Annotated in this window: 16 protein-coding genes; 10 read left to right on the top strand and 6 right to left on the bottom strand. The window is 54.6% G+C overall.

From position 1 onward, the window contains the following. Positions 1 to 13: 13 nt before the first annotated feature. The 3 genes from ghxP to soxR form a co-directional block, all read right to left on the bottom strand. Positions 14 to 1,363: a guanine/hypoxanthine transporter GhxP gene (gene ghxP / locus OGV79_RS04860; protein WP_024130830.1), complete on the bottom strand. Its 1,350-nt coding sequence runs from the start codon at positions 1,361 to 1,363 to the stop codon at positions 14 to 16. A 325-nt stretch (positions 1,364 to 1,688) separates the two neighbouring features. Beyond that, positions 1,689 to 2,357 carry a glutathione S-transferase family protein gene (locus OGV79_RS04865; RefSeq protein ID WP_012134597.1) on the bottom strand — a complete coding sequence of 223 codons (669 nt, stop codon included), beginning with the start codon at positions 2,355 to 2,357 and terminating at the stop codon, positions 1,689 to 1,691. A gap of 318 nt (positions 2,358 to 2,675) precedes the next feature. Beyond that, positions 2,676 to 3,134: a redox-sensitive transcriptional activator SoxR gene (soxR, locus tag OGV79_RS04870; RefSeq protein ID WP_012134598.1), complete on the bottom strand. Its 459-nt coding sequence runs from the start codon at positions 3,132 to 3,134 to the stop codon at positions 2,676 to 2,678. Positions 3,135 to 3,220: 86 nt separating this feature from the next. Here soxR and soxS point away from each other — a divergent pair, with 86 nt between their 5' ends. Next, positions 3,221 to 3,544 (top strand): superoxide response transcriptional regulator SoxS, encoded by a 324-nt coding sequence (soxS, locus tag OGV79_RS04875; protein ID WP_012134599.1) that lies wholly within the window; start codon positions 3,221 to 3,223, stop codon positions 3,542 to 3,544. Between the two features lie 2 nt (positions 3,545 to 3,546). On the opposite strand, the gene pdeC is transcribed toward soxS, so the two are convergent. Continuing rightward, positions 3,547 to 5,133 (bottom strand): cyclic di-3',5'-guanosine monophosphate phosphodiesterase PdeC, encoded by a 1,587-nt coding sequence (pdeC, locus tag OGV79_RS04880; RefSeq protein ID WP_115609754.1) that lies wholly within the window; start codon positions 5,131 to 5,133, stop codon positions 3,547 to 3,549. A 576-nt stretch (positions 5,134 to 5,709) separates the two neighbouring features. Here pdeC and OGV79_RS04885 point away from each other — a divergent pair. The 9 genes from OGV79_RS04885 (at position 5,710) to OGV79_RS04925 (ending at position 16,912) form a co-directional block, all read left to right on the top strand. Then, positions 5,710 to 5,991 (top strand): YjcB family protein, encoded by a 282-nt coding sequence (locus OGV79_RS04885; RefSeq protein WP_012134601.1) that lies wholly within the window; start codon positions 5,710 to 5,712, stop codon positions 5,989 to 5,991. Between the two features lie 156 nt (positions 5,992 to 6,147). Continuing rightward, positions 6,148 to 6,666 carry a ferric citrate uptake sigma factor FecI gene (fecI, locus tag OGV79_RS04890; RefSeq protein WP_012134602.1) on the top strand — a complete coding sequence of 173 codons (519 nt, stop codon included), beginning with the start codon at positions 6,148 to 6,150 and terminating at the stop codon, positions 6,664 to 6,666. Then, entirely contained in the window at positions 6,663 to 7,619 is a 957-nt protein-coding gene (gene fecR, locus OGV79_RS04895; protein ID WP_012134603.1) for a ferric citrate uptake sigma factor regulator FecR, read from the top strand. Before fecI ends, fecR begins: the two co-directional genes overlap by 4 nt. 97 nt (positions 7,620 to 7,716) lie before the next feature. Continuing rightward, positions 7,717 to 10,032, top strand: coding sequence for a TonB-dependent Fe(3+) dicitrate receptor FecA (gene fecA / locus OGV79_RS04900; protein ID WP_071257682.1), 2,316 nt, complete (start codon positions 7,717 to 7,719; stop codon positions 10,030 to 10,032). A gap of 100 nt (positions 10,033 to 10,132) precedes the next feature. After that, a complete protein-coding gene (locus tag OGV79_RS04905; RefSeq protein WP_286467911.1) occupies positions 10,133 to 11,035 on the top strand; it encodes a Fe(3+) dicitrate ABC transporter substrate-binding protein FecB in 903 nt (300 codons plus the stop codon). Next, entirely contained in the window at positions 11,032 to 12,018 is a 987-nt protein-coding gene (gene fecC, locus OGV79_RS04910; RefSeq protein WP_286467917.1) for an iron-dicitrate ABC transporter permease FecC, read from the top strand. The genes OGV79_RS04905 and fecC overlap by 4 nt, the downstream gene beginning before the upstream one ends. Then, complete coding sequence (gene fecD / locus OGV79_RS04915) at positions 12,015 to 12,971, top strand: Fe(3+) dicitrate ABC transporter permease subunit FecD (protein WP_286467918.1); 957 nt, start codon at positions 12,015 to 12,017, stop codon at positions 12,969 to 12,971. Before fecC ends, fecD begins: the two co-directional genes overlap by 4 nt. Then, positions 12,972 to 13,739 carry a Fe(3+) dicitrate ABC transporter ATP-binding protein FecE gene (gene fecE, locus OGV79_RS04920; protein ID WP_049011979.1) on the top strand — a complete coding sequence of 256 codons (768 nt, stop codon included), beginning with the start codon at positions 12,972 to 12,974 and terminating at the stop codon, positions 13,737 to 13,739. A 455-nt stretch (positions 13,740 to 14,194) separates the two neighbouring features. Then, entirely contained in the window at positions 14,195 to 16,912 is a 2,718-nt protein-coding gene (locus OGV79_RS04925) for a cation-transporting P-type ATPase (protein WP_502873213.1), read from the top strand. Between the two features lie 110 nt (positions 16,913 to 17,022). Here the strand turns inward: OGV79_RS04925 and OGV79_RS04930 are convergent, their stop codons facing one another. Then, positions 17,023 to 17,454, bottom strand: coding sequence for a universal stress protein (locus tag OGV79_RS04930; RefSeq protein ID WP_012134612.1), 432 nt, complete (start codon positions 17,452 to 17,454; stop codon positions 17,023 to 17,025). Positions 17,455 to 17,714: 260 nt separating this feature from the next. Beyond that, on the bottom strand, positions 17,715 to 18,251 hold the full coding sequence (ssb1, locus tag OGV79_RS04935) for a single-stranded DNA-binding protein SSB1 (protein WP_047459655.1): 537 nt from the start codon (positions 18,249 to 18,251) through the stop codon (positions 17,715 to 17,717). Positions 18,252 to 18,346 lie beyond the last annotated feature (95 nt).

Genomic DNA, 18,346 nt, shown 5'->3' on the forward strand with positions numbered 1-18,346 from the left:
AGGACGCCAGGAATCAGATAGCCCAGCCGCCCGCATAGAAGGCGACCAGCGCTACGGCAATCACCACGGTGCCGACGTTCAGCTTACGCCATTCGCCCGACACAATGCGGCCGATCACCAGCGTAGCAAAACCAATCATAATGCCGGTTACGATGTTGCAGGTCAGGACGATAAACACCGCCGTGATCAGACCCGCCATCGCATCCACAAAGTCAGCGAAGTCGATTTTCGCCACGTTGCTCAGCATCAGCAGGCCGACGTACATCAGCGCGGGCGCGGTCGCGTAGACCGGAACCAGATAAGAGAGCGGAGAGAGGAACAGGATCAGCAGGAACAGGACGCCGACGGTGATCGCCGTCAGACCCGTTTTACCGCCTGCCGCCGTACCCGCCGCCGATTCAATGTATACCGCCGCAGGCGCTGCGCCAACCAGACCAGAGAACACGCTGCTCAGGGAGTCGGTGGTCAGCGCTTTGCCGCCATCGATAATCTGCCCGTCTTTATCCAGCAGGTTCGCCTGGCCAGCGACCGCGCGAATCGTGCCGGTGGCGTCGAAAACAGCGGTCATCACCAGCGCCAGCACGCTCGGCAGGACGATCGGGTTCAGCGCGCCCATAATATCCAGGCTGCCAATCAGCGAGTTGCCGTGTTCATCACTTAAAGACGGCATAGCAAAAAAGCCGGAGAAATGGACGGATGGATCGAAGATCAAACCCACAACCGAAATACCAATAATGGTCAGCAGAATGCCGCCCGGCACCTTCAGTTTTTCCAGGCCGATAATGACCGCCAGACCAATCAGCGACATGATAACCGGGAAAGAATCAAAGTTACCCAGCGCGACCGGCAGACCGTCCAGCGGGTTCTTAATCACCAGACCCACACCATTCGCGGCGATCAGCAACAGGAACAGGCCGATACCGATGCCGGTGCCGTGCGCCACGCCATGCGGCAGGTTGCGCAGGATCCAGCTACGGATACCGGTCGCCGAGATGATGGTAAACAGCACGCCCATCAGGAATACCGCACCCAGCGCAACCGGAACGCTAATGTGCTGACCCAGCACCAGGCTAAACGCGGTGAAGGCGGTCAACGAGATGGCGCAACCGATAGCCAACGGCAGGTTCGCCCACAGACCCATAACAATAGAACCGACGCCAGCCACCAGGCAGGTCGCCACAAATACGGCGGCAGGCGGGAATCCGGCTTTACCCAGCATCCCCGGAACCACGATAACGGAGTAGACCATCGCCAGGAAAGTCGTTAATCCGGCAACCACTTCCTGACGGACGGTGCTTCCACGGTGTGAAATTTTAAACCAGGCGTCGAGTGAACCGCCAGTACGCGCTGAAGGCGTAGACATAGAAAACATCCCCTGAGAGTTTATTTTTCGTCGAGTATGCGTGGTGGACAATCCACTGCCAGCGAAACGTCATCTCCTTGTGCTACGTTTGCAACAATAAGGGGTGTCGCAAAAAAGCAAACGTTTAACTCCGCGCATACAAAACGGGTAGTAAAAAAAAGCAAACGATTATCCAGCGATAATACGGGGCTTTTCAACTAAACTTTGCGGCTTTTTGCTTATTTCTTTTCATCACGCTCAATAAATCGCCAGTCGATGCGCAAACGTTATCGTCAATGCGCAATCTGATAACATTTTTTCTCGGGCGGACGACTGACACATCCGTCTATCCGCCAGGGATCTCAAAAGGACCGCCTTGCTGGATAGCCCTTTGCCACGCCGGGCGCATCTCTACGCGCTTCTTCCAGGCGCTAATGTGCGTCAGGTCGTTAATTCCGCCTCGGCTCAGTAACGCAAACAGAGGAAAACTCATCTGGATATCCGCCATGCTGATATGTTCCCCGGCAAACCAGGGCTGCGCGGCAAGATGCGCATCAATGTAGCGCGCATGCGTCTCCAGTTGCGGGTTGAGATACGCTTTTTGCACGCCCTGCCCCAGAATGCCGCCCAGCGTGCGTAACCCAAATGGCACCGGCGGTTTACCCAGGCTGACAAACACCAGTTTCATTAACAGCATTGGCATTAACGAGCCTTCCGCATAATGCAGCCAGAACCGATACTGCCGTTTTTGCCGGGCATCGGCAGGTTTAAACTGCCCTGCGTGGTCATAGGTTTCCTGCAAATACTCCAGGATGGCGCCGGATTCGGCGAGGATCTCACCGTTATCTTCAATAACGGGCGATTTTCCAAGCGGGTGGATTTTTTTCAGCGCCGGTGGCGCAAGCATGGTTTTTTCACGCTGGTAGCGAACAATCTGGTAGGGCAGCGACAGCTCCTCCAGCGCCCAGAGCACGCGCTGGGAACGAGATTGATTCAAATGATGCACCGTCAGCATGGCTGTCTCCTGTTTTTCATTCAAATTAACTATAGAAAAGAGCGAGAGATGGCGTAAAAATTTCGGCTAAAAAACAGACAATACACTGGCAAACGGGCGGGCATGGCATACAATTACAGTATCAACACAAACCGGAACCTCCACCACGTGCTCGACTGAGGGGTGTTGATGTCGGGGGAAACCCTCCCGTGAACCAACGGGATAGAGCGAAAGACAAAGACCGGAAACAAACTAAAGCGCCCTTGCGGCGCTTTAGTTTTATGCGCGGCAATATGGCGCTCGCTTATCCGGCCTACGCGCGTCCCGGCGAAACGACATTTAATCATCTTCCAGCAATCGCGCCCCTGTTCCCTGCGTGCCGAGCTGATCGCCTGGGTTGCGCAGCGGGCAATCGCTACGCGACAAACAGCCGCAGCCGATGCAGCCGTCCAGCTCATCACGCAACGCCACCAGAGTATGAATACGTCTGTCCAGCTCCTCGCGCCATTGCGAAGAAAGCTGCTTCCACTCCTTTGCGCTCAGCGTATGCCCCTCAGGCAATACGCCAAACGCTTCTCCAATGGTCGCCAGCGGAATGCCAATACGTTGAGCAATCTTGATGATCGCCACATAGCGCAGCACATCGCGCTTATATCGCCGCTGATTGCCGCTGTTACGGACACTGCTGATAAGCCCCTTGCTCTCATAAAAGTGCAGCGCCGATACCGCCACACCGCTACGTTTCGCCACCTCACCCGGCGTAAGCAGGGACTTTATACGCGGTAATTTCTTTTCCATAAATCGCTTTACCTCAAGTTAACTTGAGGAATTATACTCGCCCGCAGACAAAACGACGAATCGAACACTGAGAAAGAGGCAGCAATATGTCCCATCAGCAGATAATTCAGACCCTTATTGAATGGATTGATGAACATATCGACCAACCGCTGAACATTGATGTGGTCGCAAAAAAATCAGGTTACTCGAAGTGGTATTTACAGCGGATGTTCCGCACGGTGATGCATCAGACGCTGGGCGACTATATTCGTCAGCGCCGACTCCTGCTGGCCGCCGTAGAGCTACGAACGACCGAGCGCCCCATTTTTGATATCGCGATGGATCTGGGATATGTGTCGCAACAGACATTTTCGCGCGTCTTCCGCCGCGAGTTTGACCGCACGCCCAGCGACTACCGTCATCGTCTGTAACTTTACTGCCCGCGCTGCATCAGGAGTGCGGGCGACTGTTGCAGCCACTGAATAAACGCCTGCGGCGGCATCGCCTTCGCAAAATACCATCCCTGACAATACTGAACGCCGCGCTTGAACAGCCAGTTCACCTGATCTGCCGTTTCCACGCCTTCGGCAATGGCCTTCAGGTGTAAGCTTTGCGCCATTTCGATGATATGTTCCGCGATCAGATGGCTGGTGCTATTGGTGGTCAGCGTGTCGATAAAGGATTTATCAATCTTCAGAATATCGACATTCAATGAATACAGGTTGTGCAGGTTTGAATACCCTGTTCCAAAATCATCAATCGCCACTTCAAAACCCGCCTGACGAAATGCCTGAATAACCGGCGTGGTTTTCGGCACGTCAATAAAGCCGCGCTCCGTCACTTCCACCTTAATTTGTTGCGCAAGAACGGAATGCTGGCGGGCTTTCTCCGCAATTAACGCGATAAGCCGGGAGGAGTGGAAATCAGAAGCAGAGAGATTAATAGAGATATAAAGATGAGGTTGCGAGGCGAGAAAATGTCCCAGATCGTTGAATACTTCTTCCACCACGTAATCGGTAATCTGCGCAATCATCCCCTCTTTTTCAGCCAGCGGGATAAACTCTGCCGGGCTCATCACCTGCCCTTCAAAACCAGGCCAGCGCAATAGCGCCTCCGCCCCCACGCATTTTTCATTTTGAATATCAATAATGGGCTGATAATAAAGACGCAGTTGACGTTTATCGATCGCTCGCTGCAACAAACGGCGCGGTGAATGATATTCCTCGCGCGTACGCGACCACATCAATAACACAATGATGCTACAGATAATGCCTAACGGCAGCGTTAACGTCGCCTGATGGTACAGGTTCTGATAGAAACGCGCGTTATCAGTGGAAACAATTATCGCGATCGGACGTTTTTCTGAATGGGCAATAGTATAGAAGCGATTATTTTGCTGAAAGGTAGATTCATCACGGTGCAGCAACGGTAATAATTGTTCGACGTTTGCCTGCTCGCTCACGGAGAAAAAGGAGTTCGTCACCGTATCATATACGCCCCAGGCCAGAGTGGGATCGTCTGACATCACCTCGCTGTAAGACAACGGATTTATTACCGCGACATAGTGTCCTCTTTGCATATACGTCATTTTGTAGCCAGCAAAGAACGGCGTATCACGATAGTAATAAATAGAAACGTCTGGTTCTCGTTTATAATCTGCGACAGGGATAATATAAGGACTGGCGGGCGCCATTACCGTAGAGCATAAAAAATGATCGTCTTGCGCATAAATTAACTCGCTGATATACAGACGACCACGAATAATATCCTGCATTCGTTTTTGATGCGCAGGAGTACAGGCTTTTCCCTGATACTGCTGTATCGCGTCGCGAGCCAGCTCCACCTGCTGGACAACCAGTTCCGTTTTTTCTAATGCCAGCTCGGCAAAAGAGTGCAGTTGATTACGGGTTTCAGACACCGCCCGCATGTGGGCAAACCATAGCGCCAGCATCACGGGGAGTAATACCACCATGATTGTTCCAAGGAATCTCAGCAACTTTCGTTGCGCGCTATGATTCATTTCGGCCCTGTATCCCTGAATTGTCTGTGCCTGTCATCATCAAGGCGGATGCTATAACAAACAGGTGATTACGTTGCATGAATTAAGCGACATTAGCAACAGACTTTTCCTGGTAAAAGTCTGATATTGACGGATGACGATAATATTTTCCCGTAAGGCAAACTTAAAGTTATGCTTATTTTTATTAGGGAATATTCTAATCCAAAAGGAGTAAGAATTTTCCAGGGTTTTTTCCGATTAATGCAGAAAAATTAAGTTAAATTTCCAGACTGGTTAATTTTCCGGCGCTAATAAAATGGTAATAAAAATACATCTTCAATAACCAGCCCCATAATCTTCCGGTATAGCCCCCTTCAGATACCCATGTTTAATTTGTGGTTATAAAGCACACAAAAAAGGGTGCCCTGCACTGGCTAACAAACAATTTATTGTGATATAGTTCACAAAAATGATGAAACAGAAACGTTGTTTCATTCAGTGTCGATGTCATGCCCGTCGATAGCCAGAGTGTACCACGCCTTCCGTGAGCAACGCCGCGCTGTCCAGGGCACCTGCTATTCTCAGAGGAAATGTTTCATGGCTACCATAACCACTGGCGTGGTTCTTCTCCGCTGGCAACTGCTGAGCGCTGTGCTCATGTTTTTAGCCAGCACGCTCAATATTCGCTTTCGTAAATCCGACTATATCGGACTCGCGGTGATCAGTAGCGGCCTTGGCGTCGTATCGGCCTGCTGGTTTGCAACCGGGTTACTCGGCATCACTCTGATGGATGTCTCCGCAATCTGGAACAATATCGAAGCCGTGATGGTGGAAGCCATGAGCCATACCCCGCCAGAGTGGCCGATGGTGTTGACCTGATGCTGATATAAGCCTCCGCCCGGAGGCTTTTTTATTCTCTCAAAAACAGCCAGTTAACCTTTCTCCCGCCAAAATCGCCGTATCATTTATTGTAATGAGAACTATTCTCATATTAACATCCCCGCCGTGATGATTAACTTTTGATACTTTTCCTCTATGCCGACTCCAGTTCAGTGCGCTCCTTTAACGTTTGAATCGCTGTATCGCGCGCATCACGGCTGGCTGACGCACTGGCTGGCGCGAAAGTTACAGTCGGCGTTCGACGCCGACGACGTCGCCCAGGACACCTTCCTGCGTATTATTAACGGTGAATCTCTGACGGCGATTCGCGACCCAAAGTCGTTTCTCTGCACCGTCGCCAAACGGGTGATGATCGACCTTTTCCGCCGCAATGCGCTGGAAAAAGCGTATCTGGAGATGCTTGCGCAGTTACCCGAAACGCTGGCGCCTTCCGCTGAAGAAAAGCAGTCGCATCTCGAAACGCTGCAACTTGTCGACAGGATGCTGGACGGGTTGAGCGCCAAAGCGAGAACGGCCTTCCTGCTTTCTCAGCTTGACGGGCTGACCTACAGCGACATCGCGCAACGTCTGAATGTTTCCGTCAGTTCGGTGAAAAAGTACGTCGCGAAAGCCACAGAACACTGCCTGCTGTTCCGCCTGGAGCATGATCTGTGAAAACCTCCCTCACCGATGCCCGCCGCCAGGCGCTACGTTCAGCCTCACACTGGTATGCCGTTTTAAGCGGGGAGCGCGTAAGCCCCCAGCAGGAAGCGCGCTGGCAGCAGTGGTATGAACAAGATCAGGATAATCAATGGGCCTGGCAGCAGGTCGAAAACCTGCGCTGCCAGATGAGCAGCGTCCCCGGCAAACTCGCCAGCCACACGCTGAAAGACAGCCGCCTGACGCGCCGCCACGTACTGAAAGGGTTGCTGTTGCTGGTCTGCGCGGGCGGCAGCTGGCAGCTCTGGCGATCGGAGTTGGGCGAAGGTCTGCGTGCTGATTATCGTACCGCCCGGGGGCAGACTCGCCAGCAGACGCTGGAGGATGGCACGTTGCTTTCGCTGAATACCGACAGCGCGGTTAACGTGCGATTTGACGGTAGCCAGCGCCAGATCCAGCTCTGGTACGGCGAGATCGCCATTACCACCGGAAAAGACGCGCTGCAACGCCCGTTTCGTGTACAGACGCGCCAGGGCCAGCTCACCGCATTGGGTACGGAATTTACCGTGCGCCAGGACGGCGATGAAACCGTCCTTAGCGTCCGACAACATGCCGTCGAAGCGATTCTCGCCGGAGATCCGCAACAAAAACGGGTTATTCAGCAAGGTGAAACGGTGCGCTTCAGCGCCTCGCAGTTTGGCGACGTCGCATCATTGAATGACGAGTCTGCAAGCTGGACGCAAGGCGTGTTAAGTTTCAGCGACAAACCTCTGGGCGACGTCATCGCCACGCTCTCGCGCTACCGACACGGCATACTGCGTTGCGACCCGGCCGTTGCCGGATTACGCCTGACAGGGACGTTCCCACTCGGCAACACCGATGCCGTACTGAATGCGATCGCGAAAACGCTTCCTGTGAAAATTCAGTTTGTTACGCGCTACTGGGTCACGCTGTCTCCCGCCATTTAAACGATAACGAAAAAAATTATCATTTTTATTGTCCCTTTTGCCCCGCTCGTTCGACTTCATAACTGAATACAAATAAAGAAATGATGATGGAGACGTGATGGCCTTTCATAACACAGCACCTCTGGTGATGGCGATTCGTTTAAGCCTGCTTCCGCTTGCCGGACTGGCTTCACTGCCTGCATTTGCCACGCAGTTCGATATTGCCGCCGGAGACTTAGACAAAGCACTTAATCAATACGCTGCCCGCAGCGGCATTATTATGTCAGTGGATGCTTCGCTCACGCGGGGCAAACACAGCGACGGACTGCACGGCGACTACGCGCTTGAAGATGGCCTGCGCACGCTGCTAAAGGGGAGCGGCCTACAGGAAAAATCGTTAGGCGATAACACCTGGACGCTGGAAGCCGCCCCGGTTGCCAGCGAGGACTCGTTGACCGTAGTCGGCGACTGGCTGGGTGAAGCCCGGGAAAACGACGTGTTCGAACATGCCGGCGCGCGTGACGTTATCCGTCGGGATGATTTCACCAAAACCGGCGCGACGACCATGCGCGAAGCGCTGAACCGTATCCCCGGCGTCAACGCCCCGGAAAACAACGGCACCGGCAGCCATGACCTGGCAATGAACTTCGGTATTCGCGGTCTTAATCCACGCCTGGCCAGCCGCTCGACGGTATTGATGGACGGCATCCCCGTACCTTTTGCGCCATACGGTCAGCCGCAGCTGTCGCTCGCGCCGGTCTCTCTGGGCAATATGGATGCCGTTGACGTGGTGCGCGGCGGCGGCGCGGTGCGCTATGGGCCGCAAAGCGTGGGCGGCGTGGTGAACTTCGTGACCCGCGCGATTCCGCAGGATTTCGGTATTGAAGCTGGCGTTGAAGGGCAACTCAGCCCCACCTCGTCGCAAAACAATCCAAAAGAGACGCACAACCTGATGGTAGGCGGAACGGCGGATAACGGTTTCGGCACGGCCCTGCTCTACTCCGGCACGCGCGGCAGCGACTGGCGCGAACACAGCAACACCCGTATCGACGACGTGATGCTGAAAAGCAAATATGCGCCTGACGAGGTACACACCTTCAATAGCCTGCTGCAATACTATGACGGTCACGCCGATATGCCCGGCGGCCTGTCCCGCGCCGACTACGACGCCGATCGCTGGCAGTCCACGCGCCCGTATGACAGCTTCTGGGGCCGCCGCCAGCTTGCCAGTCTGGGATATCAATACCAGCCCGACAGCCAGCACAAATTCAATATTCAGGGTTTCTACACCCGCACCCTGCGCAGCGGTTATTTAGAGCAAGGAAAACGCATTACGCTCTCACCGCGCTACTACTGGGTTCGCGGCATTGAACCGCGCTACAGCCAGAGCTTTATGATTGGCCCGTCTGCGCATGAAGTCGGCGTAGGCTATCGCTATGTCAATGAATCCACGCATGAAATGCGTTACTACACCGCAACCACCAGCGGTCAGTTGCCGTCAACATCCAGCCCTTATGACCGTGATACGCGTTCAGGGACCGAAGCTCACGCCTGGTATCTCGATGACAAAATTGATATCGGCAACTGGACCATTACGCCAGGTATGCGTTTTGAGCACATTGAATCCTACCAGGACAACAACGTTAAAGGTACGCACGAAGAGGTGAGCTACAACGCCCCGCTTCCGGCGCTTAACGTCCTCTACCACCTCACTGACAGCTGGAATCTTTATGCCAACACTGAAGGCTCGTTCGGCACCGTACAGTACAGTCAAATTGGCAAGGCTGTGCAAAGCGGCAATGTGGAACCGGAAAAAGCGCGAACCTGGGAAGTCGGAACCCGATTCGACAACGGCGCGCTGACGGCGGAAATGGGGCTGTTCCTGATTAACTTTAATAATCAGTACGACTCCAACCAGACTAACGATACGGTCACCGCCCGTGGCAAAACCCGTCATACCGGGCTGGAAACGCAGGTACGTTACGATCTCGGCGATATGACGCCCACGCTGGAAAATGTCGCCGTTTACGCTAACTACGCGTACGTTAACGCCGAAATTCGCGAAAAAGGCGACACTTACGGCAATCAGGTGCCGTTCTCACCGAAGCATAAAGGGACGCTGGGCGTGGATTACAAACCCGGCAACTGGACGTTCAACCTGAACAGCGATTTCCAGTCCAGCCAGTTTGCCGACAACGCCAATACCAGGAAAGAGAGCGCGGACGGCAGCACCGGGCGTATTCCGGGTTACATGCTGTGGGGCGCGCGCGTGGCGTATGACTTCGGCCCCGAGATGGCCAACCTGAACCTGGCGTTTGGCGTGAAGAATATCTTCGACCACGAGTATTACACCCGCTCGTATGACGACAACAACAAAGGCATCTATGCCGGACAGCCGCGAACGCTATACCTGCAAGGGTCACTGAAGTTCTGATTGTTCATTTGTTGCCGGGTGGCGGCGTAAATGCCTTACCCGGCCTACAGAGTGACGTAGGCCAGGTAAGCGCAGCGCCATCCGGCAACCGGAGTTGACTATGTTTGCTTTTATTCGCGTTTATTTTTTCAGCCTGATCGTCCTGGCAGCGCCGGTTTTTGCCGTGACGGTGCAGGATGAACACGGCGCCTTTACCCTGAATAAAACGCCGCAACGGATTGTCGTACTGGAACTGTCGTTTGCCGATGCGCTGGCGGCGGTGAACGTCAGTCCGGTGGGGATCGCCGATGACAACGATCCCACGCGTCTGCTGCCGGAAGTGCGCCAGATTATCGGGCAATGGCAGTCCGTCGGCACGCGCGCTCAGCCGAGCCTTGAGGCGATCGGCGCGCTAAAGCCGGACCTGATTATCGCTGACAGCAGCCGCCACGCAGGGATTTACGCCGCGCTGCAAGAGATCGCCCCCGTGTTGTTGCTCAAATCCCGTAATGAAACGTACGCCGAAAATCTGCAATCCGCTGCGATCATCGGGAAAGTATCAGGTAAAGATGCTGAAATGCAAAAACGGCTGACGTTGCATCGGGAACGTATGCGCGCGTTTGCCGCCCACTTGCCGAAAGGGGCCAGCGTGGTATTCGGCACCTCACGCGAACAGCAGTTTAATCTGCACAGCCGCGAATCGTATACGGGCGGCGTGCTCGCTGCGCTGGGTCTGCGCGTGCCGGAGGCAATCCACTCTGCGCCAATGACCACGATTAATCTGGAGCGGCTACTGGCGCTCGATCCGCAGTGGCTGATTGTCGCGCACTACCGCCAGGAGAGCATCGTTAAACGCTGGCAGCAGGATACGTTGTGGCCCATGCTCCAGGCGTCGCAACACCGCCAGGTTGCCGCTGTCGATAGCAATAGCTGGGCGCGGATGCGCGGGATTTTCGCTGCGGAACGCATTGCCGGCGATACGGTGAAAATCTTTCATCACCAGACGCCTGATACCACGCAATGAGGACATTGATCATTTGGGGAGCGCCCGTACTGGCGCTCCTGGCGGCGTTCTGGCTGAGCCTGTTCTGCTACTCGGCGATCCCGATTTCACCCGTCAGTGCTCTGCATGCCCTGTTTCCTTCTTCAACGCCTCCGCTTTCGGAGGCGTTGGTGCGTAATTTACGTCTGCCGCGCAGCCTGGTGGCATTGCTGATTGGCGCCAGCCTTGCCCTGGCGGGAACATTGCTGCAAACCCTGACGCATAACCCACTGGCCTCCCCTTCTCTGACCGGCATTAACAGCGGTGCGGCACTGACGATAGCGTTAACCAGCGCATTCAGCCCCATGCTGCTCAGCGGGTATTCCATCGCGTTTATCGCCGCCGCAGGCGGAGGCCTCTCCTGGCTTCTGGTGATGCTGGCTGGCGGCGGCTGGCGACAGGAGCCAGACCGCAACAAACTGATTCTCGCCGGAATCGCGCTCTCCGCGCTGTGTATGGCGCTGACCCGCATCACGCTGCTATTGGCGGAAGACCACGCTTACGGCATTTTTTCATGGCTGGCGGGCGGTATTGCCCATGTGCGCTGGGCCGAGTTCTGGCAGCTCTTTCCTTTTGTTCTGGTGATTATTCCCGTCATGCTGCTGCTGGCGAACGCCCTTAATCTGCTCAACGTCAGCGATGTCGCCGCACACACGCTCGGCGTAAACCTGTTTCGGCTACGGCTTACCGTCAATATCGGCGTGCTGGTGCTGGTCGGCGCCTGCGTCAGCGTGGCGGGGCCGGTGGCGTTTATCGGCCTGTTAATGCCGCATCTGGCCAGGGCGTGGTCAGGTCACGACCAGCGTAAGTTGCTGCCGATGAGCCTGCTGATGGGCGCAACGTTTATGCTGCTGGCGGATATTCTGGCGCGAGCGCTGGCCTGGCCGGGCGAGCTTCCGGCAGGCGCAGTGCTGGCGCTGATTGGCGCGCCGTGTTTTGTCTGGCTGGCAAGGAGGCGTGGATGAAAGCCTTTATTCTGCTCATCACGTTGTTCCTGCTGAGTATCACCGCGCTGCTGTCATTGCGTCTGGGCGTGGTTCCCCTGCCCTGGTCCGCGCTGATCGATGGCTGGCATACCGGCCACGATCACCACTATGTTCTGACCCAGTATCGCCTGCCGCGACTGCTGCTGGCGATATTCGTCGGCGCCGCCCTGGCGATTTCCGGCGTACTGGTGCAAGGCATCGTGTGTAATCCGCTGGCCTCGCCGGATATTTTAGGGGTGAACCATGCCGCCAGTCTGGCGACGGTAAGCGCACTCATGCTGCTGCCATCGCTGTCGGTCGTCTGGCTGCCGCTGCTGGCATTTGTAGGCGGGCTTTGTGCGCTGATCTTGCTGCGTGCGATTGCGGGTCGCTCCTCCCCCCTGCGTCTGGCGTTAATCGGCGTGGCGTTGTCGGCAACCTGGGCCAGCCTGACGGATTACCTGATGCTCTCCCGCCCGCAGGACGTTAACAACGCGCTGCTGTGGCTGACCGGCAGTTTATGGGGACGCGGCTGGTCGTTTATGTATGTGGCGCTGCCGGTAATGCTGGCGCTTATTCCACTCAGCGCCTGGTTTTGCCGCGATCTGGATCTGCTGGCGCTGGGCGATGATCGCGCCAGCACGCTCGGCGTCCCGGTCAGTCGGGCGCAGCGCCTGGGATTGCTCCTCGCCGTCGCGCTGGCAGCCACCAGCGTGGCAGTTTGCGGGCCGATAGCTTTCGTCAGCCTGGTCGTGCCCCACCTGACCCGACGCCTGCTGGGAGGGCGCCATCACTGGCTGCTGCCCGGCGCTGCGCTAATCGGCGCATTTGTCTTAACGCTGGCCGATTTGCTGGCAAGGATCATTAACCCTCCCACGGAGCTTCCGGCAGGCATGCTCACCGCCATTATCGGCGCGCCGTGGTTTATCTGGTTGCTTGTGAGGATGCGCTAAATGGATATCAGATGTGAAAACCTGACTGCCGGATACGGTGATAAACGCATTCTTGACGGCCTGTCGGTTACGCTACCCGCCGGGCAGATCACCGCATTACTGGGGCCTAATGGCTGCGGCAAATCGACGCTGCTGAAATGCCTTGCCCGCCTGCTCATACCGCAATCCGGCACCTTGCACATTGCGGGTAAGCCGCTGTCGGCCTTCTCACCCCGCGCGCTTTCGCGTCACCTGGCGCTACTGCCGCAACAGCACATGACGCCGGAAGGGATCACCGTGCGGGAACTGGTCAGCTATGGCCGCAGCCCGTGGCTGCCGCTGTGGGGGCGGCTTTCTCGCGACGACCATCAGCATGTCAACCGGGCAATGGCGCAGACGCACACTGACGCGCTGGCAGACAGGCGGCTGACGGAGCTGTCCGGCGGTCAGCGGCAGCGCGTGTTTCTGGCGATGGTGTTAGCGCAGGATACGCCCATTGTATTACTGGACGAACCCACCACCTGGCTCGACATTAATCATCAGGTGGAGTTGATGGCGCTCATGCAGATGCTAAAACAGGCGGGAAAAACGGTCGTGACGGTACTGCACGATCTGAATCAGGCAAGTCGCTATTGCGATCATCTTGTCGTGCTGGCGCAGGGGAATGTGATTGCGCAAGGGCAACCTGTTGATGTGATGCAACCAGAATTATTACGCAAGGTATTTCAGGTTGATGCGGAAATTCACCCTGAACCGCTGACAGGAAAACCAATGTGTATTATTCGTTAGTCTGCTAGCCATATTTTTACCTGTCCAGAGCAGTCTGTTCATCCTGTCAGACTGCTCATCAAAAATATATTCTTATGCCCTTTATTTTTATTCTCTGTCATTAACTTTAAATATTTAAAAGTTATGTAAGGAACACTATATTTAGTGTTTTTCAACCCAGATATTTAACGAAGGCGTAGGTTGAAATCCCGCTAATTACCGCGATGATGATTGCAAAAATAACCAGTAACATCAATCGCCTACCGCTATATATTCCTAACATAATTACCTCCTTTACTAAATTTACACTTCCATCAAAACACTGAAAATATACGCTACAAGCGTTATCTAACCATCAAGATAAAATAATCTTTAACGAAACGCCATTGATTAATGTCAATAATTCAGACTCTTTATTTTAATAGTATAAGCGCGATTCAAAACATTATGCATTTTATACTTCGAGGAATTTTAAATTGACCAGAATGCCGAATAAAAATCGTCTCCATTCTGCGCCATGCGTTGAAAAAAAACCGTACCAGCAATCTGTTAACGAGGTACTTGAAAAAAAGCAGAGTCAGCCTTCCGGGCTGACGCAAAATGAAGCCAGCGCGCGCCTCGCGCAGCATGGGCCTAACGCGCTGCCAGAAAAAGCAGGCAAACCGGCATGGTTACGCTTCCTGGCGCATTTCCACGATGTTCTGATTTATGTCCTGATCGCTGCGGCGGTGCTGACTGCGGTAATGGGTCATTGGGTGGATACGGCCGTCATTTTGGGTGTTGCCGTTATCAACGCGCTGATTGGCCACATTCAGGAAAATAACGCGGAAAAGTCGCTGAAAAGCATCCGCAATATGCTGTCGAACTCAGCGGTCGCTATCCGCAACGGTCAACATGAAACCGTCCCCACAACCGAACTGGTGGTGGGCGATATCGTCGTGCTGCGCGCAGGCGATCGCATCCCGGCAGATCTTCGCGTTATGGAAGCCCATAACCTGCGGGTTGAAGAGGCCATCCTGACGGGCGAGTCCACCGTTGTCGATAAAACAGCCGACACCCTTACCGGCGAACTGCCGTTAGGCGATCGTAAAAATCTGCTGTTCTCCGGCACCACCATCAGCGCAGGCGCCGGGCTGGGCGTGGTTATCGCCACCGGTGAAGAGACTGAACTCGGCCACATCAACCAGATGATGACGGGCATTGAGAAGCACCGTACCCCGCTGCTGGTTCAGATGGATAAACTCGGCAAAGCCATTTTCGCCATTATCGTCGCCATGATGGCAGGACTATTTGTGTTCAGTCTGCTGCTGCGCGATATGCCGATGGGCGAACTGCTGCTTTCTCTGATTAGCCTTGCCGTCGCGGCCGTACCGGAAGGGCTACCCGCGATCATCTCGATTATTCTGTCGCTCGGCGTACAGACGATGGCCCGCAAACGCGCCATTATCCGCAAGCTGCCGACGGTCGAGACGCTGGGTGCGATGTCCGTGATCTGTTCCGATAAAACGGGCACCCTGACCATGAATGAGATGACGGTAAAAGCCATTATTACGGCGGACAAAAATTACCGCGTTCAGGGCAACAGCTATGAGCCAATGGGCGAGATCCATACTGAGGAGAGCGACGCTGCGGTAGAGATCCTGCCCGGCAGCCTGCTGGAGAACTACCTTCGCACTATCGACCTGTGTAATGACAGCCAATTGATTCAGGACGAAAACGGTCACTGGGGCATCACCAGCGGGCCAACGGAAGGGGCTTTAAAAGTGCTGGCGGCAAAAGCGCGCCTTCCCGCCATTGAAACTGAACTGCGCAGCAAAATCCCGTTCGATTCGCAGTACAAATACATGGCGACGCACCATCGCATTGGAAATGAAGAGCGCGTACTGGTGACCGGCGCGCCAGATGTGTTGTTTAAACTGTGCCAGCTACAGCAAACCGCTACCGGTACTGAAGCCTTTACGCAAAATCACTGGGAAGCGGAGATCGCGCGCTATGCGAAAGAAGGTCTGCGCATGGTTGCGGCAGCCTGGAAGCCAGGGCGTGCAGAAGCCGCCTCTCTCACCCATGAGTGCCTGAATGACGGCCTGATCTTCCTGGGCATCGCAGGCATGATGGACCCGCCGCGTCCAGAGGCCATTAACGCAATCCAGGCCTGCCAGCAGGCGGGGATTCGCGTGAAGATGATCACCGGCGATCACCCGCAAACGGCCATGAGTATCGGTGGCATGCTGGGGATTCATAACAGCACCCACGCGGTAACGGGCTACGAACTGGAGCAGATGGACGATGCGGCATTAGCCGAAGCCGCTGTCACCTACGACATCTTTGCCCGCACCAGCCCCGAACATAAACTGCGTCTGGTGAAGGCACTGCAAAACAAAGGCGAGATTGTCGGTATGACCGGCGACGGAGTCAACGACGCCCCCGCGCTGAAGCAGGCGGACGTCGGCATCGCGATGGGCATCAAAGGCACGGAAGTGACAAAAGAAGCCGCTGACATGGTACTGACGGACGACAACTTCGCCACCATCGCCAGCGCCGTGCAGGAGGGGCGTCGCGTTTACGACAACCTGAAGAAAACGATTCTGTTCATCATGCCCACCAACCTGGCACAGGGTCTGCTGATCATCATTGCCCTGTTGGCTGGGAACCTGATCCCGCTCACGCCGGTACTGATTCTGTGGATGAACATGGCGACCTCCGCCACGCTGTCGTTCGGGCTAGCATTTGAAGCCGGTGAGCGCAACATCATGCGACGCCCGCCACGCCAGAGTAATGAGAACGTCATGGATGCCTTTGCTATCTGGCGCGTCGGTTTTGTCGGAACGTTAATTGCGGCCTGCGCCTTTGCGCTGGAAGCCTGGTTGCAGCCTCGCGGCCACAGCCCGGAGTTTATCCGTACCGTGCTGTTGCAGACGCTGGTCACCGCACAGTGGGTATATATGCTCAACTGCCGGGTTTCGGATGGTTTCTCGCTGGGACGCGGGCTGCTGATGAATAAAGGCATCTGGATGGTCAGCGGCATTCTGTTGCTGTTACAGCTAGCGATTATCTATATGCCTTTCATGCAGATGCTGTTTGGCACAGAAGCGCTGCCGCTGCGTTACTGGGGCATAACCTTCGCTATCGGCGCAGTGCTGTTCTGCATTGTGGAGATAGAGAAACCGCTCACCCGTAAATTCCGCCGGAAATAGCCGGCGGTTCACCGCGAAGAAAAAAGCCACCCGTAGCGGAGGCTTTTTTTTTGCCGATGGGAGAGGGGTTTTGTCGGCCCGGTAAGCAAAGCGCCACCGGGCATGGCAGATTAACGAATGACCATCACCGGAATTTTCGCGTATCGCAAAATATTCGCCGCAGCCGAACCGAGCAAATGCGTTGCAATACCCGGCTTGCGCGAACCGATGATAATCATCTCGGCGTTATGCGCTTCTACCGCGTTATTTACTTCATCACGAATATTGCCATGACGGACTTCAAAACGAATATTCTCCAACGGCGTTTTGAATTTTCTCGCAAGGTTAAGCATTTTCTCTTGCGCATCATTCGTCATGTATTCCTCGTATTTTCTGATATCCGAGGCAAAACCACGCATTGGGGAGGTACCCAGTTTAGGGAACACATGCAGCAGATGGATCACGCCGTTTTCTTTGTCCACCATATGATCAGCATAGGCAATGGCTTTGTCAGAGAGATCCATCGCCAGAATATCAACGGGCATTAAAATGACTTTATTCATGATGATTTCCTTAAGTTAGCTGACAGGCCAATCACATATCCCTGAAAAGACCTGGCAAGATTCAGCATTCATTTGACCAAAATAACGGGGGAATAATAATCAATAATACCCTGTATTTTTTGATCATAAGCAAGAAAGGAAATAACCCATAAAGTCTGTAGATATATTTACGTCCGGTGACAAAACTGACAAGCCTGCTATTTAATTGCACGCTATTTCAGCCAAAAAAAAGCTCCCGTGAAGGGAGCTTTTTTAATTCATCAGAACGGGATGTCGTCGTCGAAATCCATTGGCGGTTCGTTAGACGGTGCCGGAGCGGATTGTTGCTGCGGACGGGACTGCGCGCCGCCGCTGAACTGGTTGCCGCCCTGCGGTTGCTGAGGCTGACCCCAACCGCCCTGCTGCTGACCGCCGCCCATATTGCCGCCAGCCGGAGCGCCACCGCCCTGACGACCACCCAGCATCTGCATGGTGCCGCCAACGTTGACCACCACTTCAGTGGTGTATTTGTCCTGACCGGACTGATCGGTCCATTTACGGGTACGCAACTGACCTTCAATGTAAACCTGAGAACCTTTACGCAGATATTCGCTGGCCACTTCCGCCAGTTTGCCGAACAGCACAACGCGGTGCCATTCCGTCTGCTCTTTCATCTCACCGGTCTGCTTATCACGCCAGGATTCGGAAGTAGCCAGCGTAATGTTGGCAACTGCGCCACCATTTGGCATGTAGCGTACTTCCGGGTCCTGGCCCAGATTACCGACGAGAATCACCTTGTTTACGCCTCTGCTGGCCATGATCGAGTCTCCTGAAAAACGTTTCTGAATAAGTGTAAACGCGCGATTGTAGCATTACCAATAGCGTTTTTACTACGATGCGAGGCTGATTCCAG

Origin of the sequence: Citrobacter sp. CK185 (genome assembly GCF_030333565.1) — a bacterium.
GTDB classification, from domain to species: Bacteria; Pseudomonadota; Gammaproteobacteria; order Enterobacterales; family Enterobacteriaceae; genus Citrobacter_B; species Citrobacter_B koseri.